This is a genomic window from Paenibacillus sp. MZ03-122A (assembly GCF_024213325.1).
Lineage (GTDB): Bacteria > Bacillota > Bacilli > Paenibacillales > Paenibacillaceae > Paenibacillus > Paenibacillus polymyxa_B.
In genome coordinates, this window is the sequence record NZ_JANAVI010000020.1 from 57,627 (window position 1) to 73,561 (window position 15,935).

The following is a 15,935-nucleotide window of genomic DNA, read 5'->3' on the forward strand; positions in this document are numbered from 1 at the left end:
CTATTGGTTGATCTCTTCCAATATTTCTTTAATAATAGCCGCATTTTTATCTATATATCCTGTACTTAACATATCAAAATGACTGCCAAATCCGTTATATACTTTGAACTCTCCCGTTGTTGCCTCTCTCCATCCTTCACATAAATCAGCTTCACCTTCATTGTCTTGCTGCTGTGATATAATAAGATGGATATTGGAGTTTATCTGTCCCGAGTTTATAACACTTCTAGTGTATTTATGATAATTTCTCATTCTTTCAATGGCCTTTTCAATAACTGCCTGGTTATCTCCAAACATGCCTTTTATAAGTTTCTCATTTTCTTCTATAAATTCTTTATCCTGTTGCTCAGCAAGTTTCTTAGCATCTTCGCTTTCTTCCTCAATAAGGACAAATGATTTAGCCGAATCCAGAAAGATTATATCGGATACATGATGTCCAGTTTCAATTAATACTTTAGCAACTTCAAATGCCAGATTACCTCCTGCCGAGTAACCAAATAGAATATATGGGCCCTCGGGTTTGACAGAAGTAATTGCCTTCACATACTCCTCCATCCTGCTCTCATTTTCTATAAAGTCAAAGGAATATATGGAATAAGCATTCATTTGTTTTGATAAACTACCATAAGCTATTCCATTTCCTCCTCCTGGAGGGAATGCAAACATAAGACTCTCCATTGCTGAATTAAAATGAATTGCCGGACTTGGTGTAATATAATCATTGGCGTACGTATTGTGTATAAAACGGGCAATTTCCTTTATGGTTGGGGCCATATAAAAGTCTTTTAGTGGTACCTCAACATTTAACTGTTCATAAATTCTGCTTATAAGGGATATTGCCTTCAGTGAGTATCCTCCCAGTTCAAAGAAGTTATCATTCACACCAATTTTTTGTACTCCAAGGGCATCATGCCACAGCAGTGCAAGCTTCTCCTCAACTTCACCGCAAGGCTCTACATACTCTACTGATGTAGCTAAAGTACCGTCATTTTGGGGTAAATTATTCCGATCTATTTTGCCATTGGCTGTCAAAGGCAGCTTTTCCAGCTGAACAAAGTATTGTGGTATCATGTAATCGGGAAGTTCTTTTAAGAGAAGCGCCCTTAAATCTGATATTGTAAATTCACTTTCCCCTGCTATATAAGCACACAAATACTTGTTGCCCTCCTGGTCTGTCTTTGCAATTACCGCAGCTTCTTTTATTGAAGGATGCTTTAATAGCTGCACTTCTATTTCCCCAAGCTCTATCCTAAAGCCCCTAATCTTTACCTGATGGTCTACTCTGCCTATAAATTCGATGTTTCCGTCAGGAAGCCACCTTCCAAGATCACCGGTACGATACATTCTTTCTCCAGAGCTGAAAGGATTAGCTATAAATTTTTCCGTAGTCAATTCAAGTTTGTTCAAATAGCCTTTTGCCAGCCCATCTCCAGATATATATATTTCACCAGTTGTATTAACCGGTAAGATATTCATGTCTTCATTAAGTATATATATCTTATAATTCTGCAATGGCATACCTATAGGTATACTTGTTAGATTTCTCACCTTCTCACGGCTTAAATGGTAATAAGTTGAATCTACGCAGCATTCTGTTGGACCATAAACGTTTGTTATAGTAGGGTTATTATCTTTAAACCGATCATAGAAACCTTGTATACCTTTACATGAAAGTTCTTCCCCTCCGATAATAAACTGCATAACTGAAAGACTTTCGCCAGGCCTGGCAGTATCTGTTAAAAGCTTTATATGTGCTGGTGTTCCGTCTGAAACAGCAATTGAATTCCTGTTATAGTACTTTAGAAGGCCCTCACCATCTAGCCTTGTATCCTCAGGAACTATAAACAGCGTATGGCCAAGGAGAGAAGCCGCAAATATTTGTTTTACAGATGCGTCAAAAAAGTAAGGGGACACAAGGGCAACATTTAAATAATTATCATAATTTTCATAGACAAGCTTTCTTAGTCCATAAACCAAGTTAACTACACTTCGATGCTCTATCATTGAACCCTTCGGAACTCCAGTAGATCCCGATGTATAAATGATATAAGCTAAGTCCTCTGGTTTATTTATTTTATCAAGGTTTTCAGCACTTCCAATGTATATTTCAGGGGAATCAAGCAGTAATATATTACCGTAAAACTCTGCTTTATCCGCTAAATGTGATTGCGTCAACAGCATAGTTGCATTACTATCTTCCAGTAATTTTTTTATTCTTAGTCCAGGAAGTTTGGTTGAAATTGGTAAATAGACACCTCCTGCTTTTAAAATTCCCAGTATTCCAACCTGCATATCTACGGATCTTTCTACCATTATTCCAACTATGCTGTTTTGCTTTACACCATTACTTCTAAGTGCTCTGGCAAGCTGATTTGCCTTTTCATTGAGCTGCCTGTAGGTTAATTGCTTGTCCTCAAACACTACAGCTACATTATCAGGTGTCCTTTCCACTTGGTCTTGGAACAGCTCATGTAGAGTCTTATCCCTAGGGTATTCTGCCTTTGTATCATTAAAACTATTTAGTATTTGCTGTTTTTCATCCTGAGATAGTATATTTATTTCGGACAGCATCTTTTCGGGGTAAGCTGTGATCTCTTCCAGTACATTGATGAAATGGACCCCAAGTTTTTCTATTGTCTCTTTCTTAAACAGACGAGTAGCATACTTTAACCCAAATACAATATTATTCTGGGTCTCTTGGGCGTTTAGGGTCAAATCAAATTTGGACGCCCTGAACTCATTATCATAGGGCATGAACCTTAGCCCATTCATCTTAAATTCTGATGCCTCTTTATTTTGCAAGACAAACACAGTATCAAACAGCGGATTTCTGCTCAAATCCCGCTTAATGCTAAGCTTCTCCACAAGTTCCTCAAATGGGTAATCCTGGTTTTCATAAGCCCTTAGAGCATTTTCTTTTACTACCATCAAAAACTCGCTGAAATTCTTTTTACCTTGAGGGTAATTCCTCATAGCTAGGGTATTGACAAACATGCCTATGATGTCCTGCAAATCTGTATCTGGCCTTCCTGCTATAGGGCTTCCAATTACGACATCTTCCTGTCCGGTGTATTTGAAAAGAAGCACATTGTATGAAGCTAGAAGCACCATATACAGTGTTGCTCCATGATCCACGGCAAGCTTGTTCAGTTTATGTGCAAGTTCCCGGCCTGTTTCAAAACTGACCATATCGCCTTCAAAACTCTGTATAGCCGGCCTTGGGTAGTCTACCGGCATATCAAGTACTGGTATTTCTCCCCTAAATGCCTGGAGCCAGTATTCTTCTTGTTTACTGATTGTGCCGTCAGCAAACAATTTATTCTGCCATACGGAATAGTCCTTGTACTGAATCTGAAGTGCTGGAAGATTCATTCCTTCATACAAGCTTATGAATTCTCTTACCAGTATTTCATCCGACACCCCGTCAGATATGATATGGTGTTTATCAAGCATCATGACATGCCTGTCTTCTCTAATTTTTACGAGCCCTGCTCTTAGTAAAGGAGCCTTGCCAAGGTCAAATGGCCTTATGAATTCATTTGCTGCTTCTGAGGCTTTTTCTTCGCCGGTTTCCATGTACATGATACTAAATTCCACCTCATCATGGACCTTCTGCACCGGTTCACCATCTACCATATGGAAGGAGGTCCGGAAAGCCTCATGCCTTTTTACCAGCTGATCTAAGGCTTTCTCAAAACGTTCTATATCAATACTGCCTTCTAACAACATAAACTCTGGCATATTGTATGCCACCCTTGCTCCTTCAAGCTGATTTAATATATACAGCCTTCTTTGGGAAGACGACATAGGATAGTATTCCATTTCTCCAGTGGGCTGGATAGATTGATAAATACTCTCTTGGGCTTCCTGGATGTACTTGGCAATTTCTGCAATTGTCGGCAGCTTGAATATCTCCTTAAGAGATATATTTACATTGAACTCTTTGTGAATTTTGGCTGCAAAGTTTATTGCTTTTAATGAGTGCCCCCCAAGCACAAAGAAATTATCATTTCTCCCTATTTTCTCAACCCCCAGGATATCCTGCCACAATTGTACAAGCTTCTCTTCCACTTCACCTGAAGGTGCTTCATACTCTACTCCAGTATTTAAATGAGCAGCAGGGTGGGGCAAGTTCTTCCGGTCTATCTTACCATTGGCTGTCAAAGGCATTTCATCCAGCTGCATGAAGTATGCCGGGATCATATACTCGGGCAATTCTTTTGAAAGGCATTCCCTTAGTTCAGTTATTGTCAGTTCATTTTCCCCAACGAAATATGCACACAGATCCTTGTTCTTCTGTTGGTCTTCCTTTACAATAACCACAGCTTCTTTTATTGAAGCATGTCTTAATAGCTGAGCCTCTATTTCTCCAAGTTCTATTCTAAATCCCCTTATCTTTACCTGGTGGTCCATCCTGCCTAAAAATTCTATATTCCCGTCAGGCAGCCATCTTGCCAAGTCCCCAGTACGATACATTCTTTCTCCCTTTATAAACGGGTTAGATACAAATCTTTCTGCAGTAAGCCCCGTCTTGTTTAAATAGCCTTTGGCAAGACCATCCCCAGATATATATAATTCCCCAGCGATACCTATAGGATTTACTTCTAATTTCTTACCAAGTATATATGCTCTGGTGTTTGGCAAAGGACGGCCTATGGGGATATTATCCAATCTACTAAGCCCCGCCGCAGTAATCAAATATTCCGTAGAATCCACACAGCATTCGGTAGGACCATAAACATTTGTGATGCAAGGTTGCACATCCTCAAATCTGCTTAGGAAGTCTTTTACTGCATCAAATGGAAGAACATCTCCGCCTATAATAAAATGTCTCACTTTTAGGTTATTATCTATAGGAGGAGAATTTAACATCATATTTACGTGTATGGGCGTTCCATCCGAAATATCAATCCTATTTTCACTATAGAAGTCCAGCAGCTTTTTACCGTCTTTCCTTGCTTCCTCCGGTACAATGTACAATGCATGCCCCATTAGCAGTGCTGCGAAAATCTGCTGCACCGAAGCATCAAAAACATAAGGGGCAATGAGGCAAACATTCAACGGTGATTCATATTTGCTATATATTCTCTGGAACAGACCCTCTACCAGGTTTAATACACTCTTATTATCAATGCAAACACCTTTAGGGTTTCCCGTTGAGCCAGAGGTATAGATGATGTACGCTGTATCACCAGGCTTATTTATACATTTTATATTCACATCGTTTATAAAATTATAATCATAATCAGATAAATCAATAATCTCACCATCGAAATCATCACGATCCATAAGATGATTTTGGGTGAGTAAAATTTTGGCCTTGCTGTCCTCCATCATATACCTTTTTCTTTCCAATGGATAATTAGGATCTACAGGAAGGTACGCCCCCCCAGCCTTGATTACTGACATTATACCTATAACCATTTCAGGCGAGCGGTCCACCATTATGCCTACAATATCATCAGGCTTTACTCCCTTTTCTCTTAATGCCCTGGCCAATTGGTTTGCCTTTTGATTCAGTTCTCGGTAGGTTAATTGTTTACCTTCAAAAACCACTGCAATATGATCAGGAGTCTTTTTCACTTGCTCCTCAAACATTTGGTGTATGGTTTTATCCAGGGGATATTCGAGAGCAGTATCGTTAAAGCTGTATAATACTTGCTGTTTTTCTTCCTGTGATAACATTTCGATTTCATAAAGCCTTTTTTCGGGGTATGCTGCAATTTCTTCCAGCAAATTGATGTAATGAGCCCCAAGTCTTTCAACTGTTTCTTTCTTAAACAGTCTTGTACAGTATTCGAGTTCAAAGGCTATACCATCCTCAGTCTCAAATGCATTTAAGGTGATGTCAAATTTTGATATTCTGCCTTCTATCCCTTTGTTGTACGGCTTGAAGCTTAGATCAGACGTTATGAGCTCTGCTTTTCCAACATTGTATATGGCAAACATGGTATCAAAGAGGGGATTCCTGCTCATATCCCTCCTTATGTCCAGCTTATCCACTAATTCTTCAAACTGATAGTCCTGATTGTCGTATGCTTTCAAAGCATTTTCTTTAACTTCTTTCAAGAATTCAATAAAAGTCTTTTCTCCTTGCGGGTGGTTTCTCATGGCCAGAGTGTTTACAAACATACCTATGATGTCTTGAAGGTCAGCATGAGGCCTTCCAGCTATAGGACTTCCCACAATAATATCTTCCTGTCCAGTGTATCTAGATAACAGCACATTGTATGCAGCAAGAAGCGTCATATATAATGTAGCTCCATTGTCTGATCCAAGCTTGTTAAGTCTAACCGCAAGCTCGCTATCAGCTTCAAAGCTGATGTAGTCTCCTTCAAAGCTTTGTACTGCGGGTCTTGGGTAGTCGGTGGATAAATCCAGCACAGGGATCTCTCCCTGAAAGGTCTGGAGCCAGAATTCCTCCTGCTTACTTATGGCAGCTCCTGCAAACAATTCCCTCTGCCAAACTGAGTAGTCCTTGTACTGTATACGCAGTGGAGGAAGTATTTTCCCTTCATATAAGCTTATAAACTCTCTTACCAGTATGTCGTTGGACACTCCATCCGATATGATATGATGCATGTCAAACACCATAATATGTCTGGCTTCTCCAATCTTTACAAGTCCAACTCTTAATAGTGGAGCCTTTCCAAGGTCAAAGGGCCTTATGAATTTCTCCACTATTTCGGGAACCTTCTCTTCACTGGTTTCCAGGTACATGATACTTAGGTCCGCCTTGTCATGGACTTTCTGAGACAGCTCTTCCTCGATCATATGGAAGGAGGTTCGAAAGCTCTCATGCCTTTCTATCAGACTATGAAAAGCCTGCTCAAAACGTGCTTTATCAACAGTACCTTCCAGCAATATTATGCCAGGTATATTGTAGGCGATTCCAGCTCCTTCAAGCTGGTTTAATATATATAGTCTTTTCTGGGCGGATGACATGGGATAATATTCCATATCCCCAGCACGTTGAATGGACTGATATAGGCTCTCCTTTGAGTCTTCAATGTAGCTGGCAATTTCTAAGATGGTTGGTGTCTTGAATATTTCCTTAAGAGGTATGTCTACATTGAACTCTTTGTGAATTCTTGCTACAAGGCTTGTTGCCTTTAACGAGTGTCCTCCGAGCATAAAGAAGTTATCATTTCTTCCTACCTTCTCTATTCCAAGGATGTCCTGCCACAGCAGCGCAAGCCTTTCCTCCACTTCACCTGAAGGCGCTGCATACTCTGTTCCTGTATTTATTCTTCCATCAGGCAGCGGCAGCGCCTTTCTGTCCAATTTTCCATTTATGGTTAACGGTACTTTTGCTATCCTCATAAAATAGGATGGAATCATATAATCGGGCAGCTCTTTAGATATAAGCTCCCTTATTTCGGTCACTGTCACTTCTCGGTCAGACACTATATAAGCGCAAAGATACCTGCCTACACTTGAATCCTCCCGGTCAATGACCACCGCCTCATTTATATCAGCATGCTTCAAAAGGGCTGCTTCTATTTCCTCAAGCTCGATTCTATACCCTCTTATTTTAACCTGGTGGTCTTTTCTGCCGGCAAATGCAATATTCCCGTCAGGAAGCCACTTTGCAAGATCTCCTGTTTTATACATCAGTTCTCCAGGCATAAATGGGTTCGGTACAAACTTTTCCCTGGTAAGTTCCGGTTTTTTCAAGTATCCTCTCGCCAATCCTGCCCCGGAAACACAGAGTTCACCCTCAACACCTATGGGCTTAAGATTATTGTTTTCATCAACTATAAACACCCGGGTATTGGTAATAGGTTTACCAATAGGTACCGACTTATCGGCCGTCTCACAATCATCTGCTTTCCATACCGTTGCACATACGGTTGTCTCAGTAGGTCCATAAGCATTTATATATGAAATCCTGTTGCTCCATTTCTTTAAAAGTTCGAGAGTGGAAGCCGAACCTGCTGCAATTACCTTCTTTAAGGAAGTTACTTTTTCCGGGTCCAGATTTGCCAGATACGGAGGTGGTAAAGTAGCAATAGTTATCTCATTTTCATTTAGGTATTCTTCAAATCTTCGATAGTCATTGATAATATCGCCTGAAGATATATATAGTGTTGCTCCTGCCAATAGTCCCATAAATATTTCCCAAACTGCAGCGTCGAATGAAATTGATGCAAATTGAATAATCCTATCGCTTTCACTTACATTTAAGCGGGTCTTGAAAAACGCCTCCAGATTTGCTACCCCTTTATGTTCTACCATAACCCCTTTAGGTTTTCCTGTAGACCCAGATGTATAAATGATATATGCCAAATTTTGCGGTGAACATACCACTTCCAGGTTCATAGGGTTTCCGGCATAAAGGCTTTCATCTTCTATGTCTATATACTTCCCGTAAAACTCCACTTTCTCCAGGAATTGCTTTTGGGAAATCAGCACCCCTATCTCGCTGTCCTCGAGTAAATATTCGATTCTTGCCTTAGGGTAGTCAGGATCTATAGGCATATATGCCCCTCCGGCTTTAAGTATGCCAAATATACCTATGACCATCTCCAGTGAGCGTTCTACCATAATACCCACTATGCTGTCTGGTTTAACTCCCTTATCCCTCAACACTCTTGCAAGCTGATTTGACTTCTCATTGAGTTCCCTATAGGTTAGCTGCTTACCCTCAAACACCACTGCCGCATTGTCAGGTGTCTTCACCGCTTGTTCCTCAAATAGTTGGTGAATGGTCTTTTCCCTGTGGTATTCCTCCGTTGTATTATTGAAGCAGTGTACTATTTCTTTCTTTTCCACTTCGGTGAGTATATCAATATTCCTAATATGCATATCGGGATTATCGGTTACAATTTCTATTACCGACTGAAAATGTCCCTTGATTTTTTCTATGAAATTACCATCATATACCAGTGAGTTGTAACTGAATTTAATAGATAATTCCTTACCGCCATCAACGAGTATCCCAAAATCATAATTCGTCTGCTCGAATATTTCCATTCCAACTACATTTAAAATGCCATTACTGGATGAAGCATTAACCGCTTCATCCATAGGGTAATTTTCAAAAGCCATGACATGATGTATCAAGGCATCTTTCAAGCATGTTTTTGACTGCACATCCGCCAGAGGATAGAAACTGTACCGGTCAGATTCAAGCACCGATTGCTGCATCTCTTTGATCAGTTCGGTAAAAGTTTTATCCTCATCACAACTCACCCTTACTGCAACGGTATTTATAAATAAACCCACCATGCTCTCAATTCCCTGTATTTCATGAGGCCTTCCCGATACCACCTCACCAAACACCACATCATCGGTATTGTTATACCGCTGTAATAATATCCCCCATATGGTCTTTATAATGGTACTCATGGTTGTATTGTTTTTGGCTGCAAACTTCTCAAGATCGCTAGTTATTTGTTCAGATATTTTAAACTCCGTTTCTTCAATCCTGAAATCATCACTTGCAGACCTGCCGTTTTGGGGAAGGACTGTCTGATGCTCGTAACCTTTAAGATAGGTTTCCCAGTAATCTGCGGCCTCGTTCTGATTTCTGCCTTCCAACCATTTGATATAGCGGCTGTAAGGATATACCTTTCCTGACTCCGGCTCCCGGCTATTCATCAGGGCTTCATAGTTTTCCATAAATTCTCTAAATATATTTGCGAGACTCCACCCATCAATAATGATGTGATGAAAGCTCCATACCATGTTATAAGATTGGTAGCCTGTTTTAATTACACTTAATCTTGTTAAAATATCCCTTGATAAGTCAAAGCCCTTTTTTCTGTCTTTAACCCTGTATTCTTCTATATACCTATCCCTTAGTTCTTCGGCAAGGGAGGTAATATCCTCATAGCTGACAGACAGCTTTCTTTCCTTCATGACTACTTGTAAGGGCTTGGCTACATTTTCATACAAAAAAATTGTTCTCAAAGCGTCATACTTTTCAATAATGATATTAACGCTCTTTTCAACACAATCAATGTCCAGGATGCCTTTTATAGAAAGTGATATCTGCTCAAAGTAGGCGTCTGAATTTTTATCCATCATATAGTGGTACAATATCCCTTGCTGCATAGGAGTGAGCCGGTACATATCTTTTATGTTTTGTTTCTTCAAATCACTCATAAGTACTCCTCCTTAAATACAAACTCTTTTTATTCGAAGTTATTCAATACGTCTTCAAACTCATCCATATTCAGATCGTCTACTGTAAAATCACTGAGTGTAGCTTCTGAATAGTCCATTTCTGCACAATGGGTTATTATGTTTACTAAATGCTTTTTAAAACTCACCGCTACCCCTTCAATAGTACTCTTCTCATACTCGCCCTGGTTGTAGCTAAAGTTTAATTCCAGCTTCCCGCCTTCTACAGTTCCGCCGTTAATATCAATACAATACTCACTTTTATAGTTTGGTCCTGTAGACTCTCCGGCAGGAATATCAGACACTCCAAATAAATTGTCTACATTATCCTGGTTGAATTGACCGAGGTAATTGAAGCTTATTTCAGGGTTTAGATTAAAGTTTAAATCGGCTTTGTTTTCCGGCAAGGTAAGATATTTTAGTATGCCGTAACCTATCCCTTTGTTAGGTATCTGCCTGATGTTTTCTTTTACCGATTTGATCATGCGGGAAATATCGAGTTGTCCGCTGACATCTAACACCACGGGATACTGGGTGGTGAACCATCCCACGGTCCTGCTTATGTCAATGTCTTTAATGATTTCCTCCCTGCCGTGCCCCTCCAGACTGATCAGAACCTTATCATTTCCGGTCCATTCCCTCACTGCTAATCCCAAGGCGGTAAGCAATATGTCGTTTACTTCTGTGTTATAAGCATGGTTTACCCGCTTTAGCATCTTCTCAGTCTCTTCAATACTCAGCTCGATCTTGACGCTATTGTTATTCATATACCTTCTTTCTTCAATCTCTCGGTCTTTTGGAAGCGGTATTGTTTCAGTTTTTTCCAAATTGGTCCAGTAATTTATTTCTTTTAATAGTTCAGGGCTATTGGCATACTCATCAAGCCTCTGTGCCCAATCTTTGAAAGAGTCGGTCTTGTTGCTGAATTTTATTTCATCATTGTTTAGCGCCTGTCTGTATCCTATGTCCAAATCTTCCAGTATGATTCTCCACGATACCCCATCAACTACAAGGTGGTGAATAGCTATTAGCAGGTGGTCCCCTTCTTTAGTCTTAAACAGACCAACCTTAACTAAAGGACCGTTATACAAGTCCATGCTCCTCTGAATCCTCGACGCTTCCAGCTCTATTTTTTCCCGGTAATTATAGCTGTCCCTAAGGTCTACAATTTCCAATGAAAAATGTTCACCTTCAAGGTTTTTGTTGTATTGGAGTATATTTTGATCCTCTATTTTTACCACTGTTCTAAAAATATCGTGGTGCTCTACAAGCTTTGACAATACTTTTCGAATAATAGCTTCTTCAAATCCGTTACGCCCATATATCATTATTTCCTGATTAAAATGATGGATATCCTTGCTGTCTTGTTTATACAACCATCTTTGTATAGGTGTTATCGGTACTATGCCTTCTACCGGGCCTTGATGAATTCTTCGGCTTGTAGATTGTATATATTCGACGAGTTCCTCAATTACAGGATGTTTGAATAAGTCCCGCATTTCAAGCTTTAGCCCATGGACGTTAAGACGCGACATTACCTGTATGGCTTTTATTGAGTCTCCTCCAAGGCTGAAGAAATTATCTTTTACCCCGATGTTTTCAGTTTTTAGTACGTCTTCCCATACTTTGGCCAGTATTTCTTCTCTTTCGTTTCTAGGAACTACATGCTCTACTCCGGTATTAATATTCCCCTGTGGTTCAGGCAATGCTTTCCGATCAATTTTACCGTTGGCATTAAATGGAAGCTGTTCCAGGTTCATGAAATATGCTGGTACCATGTAGTCAGGTAGTTCGTTTAAGAGATGCTCCCTTAGCTCGGAAATGGTCAATTCATTTTCCCCTACAATATATGCACACAGGTACTTCTTCCCTTGCTGCTCTTCCTTTGCAATAACCACTGCTTCCTTAATAGCAGTGTGCTTCACCAGATGTGCTTCAATTTCTCCAAGCTCTATTCTAAAGCCTCTTATCTTTACCTGGTGGTCGATCCTGCCCATGAATTCGATGTTCCCATCAGGAAGCCGCCTTACTAAGTCCCCTGTGCGGTACACTTTTTCGCCGGGAATAAACGGGTTAGGTACAAATTTTTCTGCTGTCAGTTCAGGTCTATTCAAATAGCCCCTTGCAAGACCGCTTCCACCTATCACAAGTTCACCGGCCACTCCTACAGGAGTTAATTGGTTGTGCTTGTCCAGTATATAAAGGTATACATTCTGTAAAGCTTTCCCTATAGGTACTGTTATAAGTTCTTCTGCTATTTTCTTTGTTATACTGTAACCCGCTGCATATATCGTGGACTCTGTAGGCCCATAGATATTTTCCAGAGATGTGTTCTCTGAGACATCGAAAAGCTCATGGACAAGCTTTTTGGGCAGCGCTTCTCCAGCAGCAAAAATATACCTGAGAGTTGATGGCAGTTTTATACCATTATCTTTTAAAGTCTGTACCATTATATTCAGCATTGATGGTACAAAGTTTACATGGGTTATCTTATGCTTGTTTATTACCTCTACTAACTCCATAGCTTCCTTTTCCACACCTTGGCGTGATATTACAAGCTTTCCTCCGTTGAGGAACCAGCCAAATATCTCAGCTACGGATACGTCAAAGGTATAAGTTGTTTTAAATAGAAAAGCGTCTTCCGCTTTAAGCGGATACATGGCCTGGAGGGCTGTAATTATGTTTACAACGCTAGTATGCTCAATCATTCCACCTTTGGGCTTCCCTGTCGAACCTGATGTATAAATGACGTACGCAAGGTCCGAGGGTTTGTTTACATTTTCAAGCTTTGAGTTCTCTTCATTTAAATATTCTTCCTCCAGATATATAATATCCGCATCAATCTGCTTATTTTCCATAAAGGTCCTGGAGGTCAAAAGGATCTGGGAACCACTATCGTCCAACAAATACTTTATCCTTGTATCAGGATAATTAGGATCTATCGGCAGATACGCCCCTCCAGCTTTCAATATGGCAAATATCCCCACAATCATCTCAAATGAACGTTCGGCCATAATTCCTACAATACGGTCAGGCTTTACCCCTTTGTTCCTCAATACTCTGGCCAAATGATTTGCCTTTCCGTTCAATTCCCTGTAAGTCAAGTGCTTGTCTTCATATACCACAGCTATGTTGTCAGGTGTCCTTTCCACCTGCTCAGCAAACAGCTCATGTATGGTTTTGTCCTGCGGATAGTCTTTCTTAGTATCATTAAAGTCTATCAGCAACTGCTTTCTTTCTTCATGACTTAATATAATAAGCTTGTCAACTGACCCTTTGGGGTTATGGATAAACATATTTAAAATATTAATAAAATAGTCTATACACTCTTCTGCCTGTTTTCTTTCCAATACTTTGTCCGAGTAGATCAAGCTTATATTAAGATCATCGAATGTATTACTTACTGTAAAGTCAAGACTTGTATTGGTTGCTTCATATTCATCAACTGAAATTCTATCTTTAACATCACCGATTTCTTTGTTTATTATCTCGTTATATATATGAAAATCCACATAATTGAATATGGTATCAAATAAAGGATTTTCCTCTTTGTTTTCTTTTCCGCCCAGGATATTTATGATCTCAAATAAAGGCAGTCTTCCATAAAGCTTTAAGTTTATTAATTTCTTTTCTGCAACTTTTATCAATTCCTCCCATATATCGATTTTATCAAAACACATTTTGACGGGAACCGTATTTAAGAAGCACCCCAGCATCTTATCTCCATCTTCGCATACAGGTCTGTTATTTTCTACCAAACCTACGACAAAGTCATCCTCGTATGAAAGCATATTGAGCATATAAGTGTATGCAGCAAAGCAAAGTGTCTTTAAGCTTACATCATATCTTCTGGCAGTACTTCTTAAATCACCTAAAAATTCCTGACTTAAATGGCGTGTTACATGGTCTACTTTATAAGATTTTTTTGTTTTTCCATGAATATTTGCAGGCATATTCAACCTTTTATATTCACTTAATTCCTCTCTCCAATAATTAATTACTTCCTGGTTGTCCTTAATTGTCATTTGGTCTGCTATATAATCTTTATAGCTGCATTTAAGCCGTGTTGGTATATAATCTTTTTCTTGCTTAAGCTTAGAGTATAGGTTTGAAACTTCCGTAATCAATGAAGCAACACTCCAGCCATCCAGGATAGCATGGTGGAATATCAGAACCAGACAAATATGGTTTGCGTCAAGTTTGAATATTCTTATCCTCCAAAGGGGCTTTGATATATCAAACGGATTCGCTCTGTCATTTTCCAAATATTTGTTTATATACTCAACCTGCCCTGTCCTGCTAAAATTCATGATATCTATCTGCTCAATATCAAGACTACTGCCCTTGTAAACAATTTGCACAGGAGTTTCAAAATCCTCTAAATTAAAAACCGTCCTTAAAATATCATGTTTTGACGTCATTAGAAGCATCGCTTCTTTAAATGCTGGGAAATCAAAGTCTTTGTCATTCAGATGAAATGCAAATTGGTCATGATAAACTGCATTTTCATAGTCTTTTTTGGAATGATAAATCATACCCAGCTCTATGTGACTCATCGGATATATATCTTCCATGTCCGAAGGTAACTTTTCTGAGAGAGTTTCATTCATCAATATTCGCTGTTTAAATAACTCCAGTTCTTCCCTTGCTTTACCCATCTTACTGTTAAAAGCTTCCGTATCTTTTACTTTTAAGAATGCAGACAATCTCTCAATATCAGGATTCATGTATATATCCCTGATTTGGATGTTTATATCCAACTTTTTGCATATTGTGCTGACTAATGATATTGCACGTATAGAATCTCCGCCTATTTTAAAGAAGTTGTCCCTTATTCCTACCTGTTTTGCTCCAAGCACTTCCTGCCATATTTCAACCAGTTTCTCTTCCACTTCATTCCGCGGCGCTACATATTCTGTTCCCGTACTCATACTTCCGTCAGGCTCGGGCAATGCTTTCCTGTCTATTTTTCCATTAGGGGTCAATGGCAGCTTTTCCATCTGCATAAAGTAAGAAGGGATCATGTAGTCCGGGAGCTCTTTTGACAAGTGTTCCCTCATCCCCTGTACGGTTATTTCTTGATCCGGTACGACGTACGCACAAAGATACTTATTTCCGTCAGCTCCTTCTTTGTCCAATACCACTGCTTCTTTTATTGTTTCATGCTTTAATAACCGGTTCTCTATTTCACCCAGTTCTATCCTGTAGCCTCTTATCTTTACCTGATGGTCGATCCTGCCCAGGTATTCTAGGTTGCCGTCAGGCAGCCACCTTGCCAGGTCACCTGTCCTGTACATCCTTTCACCCGGTGCGAATGGGTTTGCTGCGAATTTTTCTTCTGTAAGTTCCGGTCTGTTCAAGTACCCTCTTGCCAGTCCATCCCCTGCTATACATAGTTCTCCCGCTACTCCTATCGGCTGCAGGCCCTTTTCCTTACTCACAACATATAACTTAATGTTATCTATGGGCTTTCCTATAGGTACAAGCTCCAATTCTTCTTCCGTAGAGCAGCCAAAGTAGGATACATCTACTGTTGCTTCTGTTGGTCCGTACAGGTTATGCAGGCTTGTTCCTTTTTCTTTGTACAGCAGCTTGTTGAACTTTTCTACTTGCTTCAGGTTCAGTGCTTCTCCACTGGCAAATACCTGCTTTAAGCTTGCTATTTCCTCTATTATCCCCTTTTCCTCTACATACTCTAAAAATACACTCAACATGGATGGTACAAAGTGCATTGTGGTAACTTTATTTTTTTCGATTGCCTTCACGATTTCTTCCGGATTTTTTTCTCCTCCCGGTATCAGCAGGCA

General features: G+C 39.7%; 2 protein-coding genes. Both read right to left on the reverse strand.

The annotated features are described in order from the left end of the window. Nucleotides 1-10,110 carry a non-ribosomal peptide synthetase gene (locus NLX74_RS24130; protein WP_254330747.1) on the reverse strand — a complete coding sequence of 3,370 codons (10,110 nt, stop codon included), beginning with the start codon at nucleotides 10,108-10,110 and terminating at the stop codon, nucleotides 1-3. A gap of 29 nt (nucleotides 10,111-10,139) precedes the next feature. After that, nucleotides 10,140-15,932 (reverse strand): amino acid adenylation domain-containing protein, encoded by a 5,793-nt coding sequence (locus NLX74_RS24135; protein ID WP_367997063.1) that lies wholly within the window; start codon nucleotides 15,930-15,932, stop codon nucleotides 10,140-10,142. Nucleotides 15,933-15,935: the final 3 nt, after the last annotated feature.

Coding starts and splice junctions, on each gene's coding strand:
- NLX74_RS24130 (WP_254330747.1), bottom strand. CDS start 10,110: ATGAGTGATTTGAAGAAACAAAACATAAAAGATATGTACCGGCTCACT.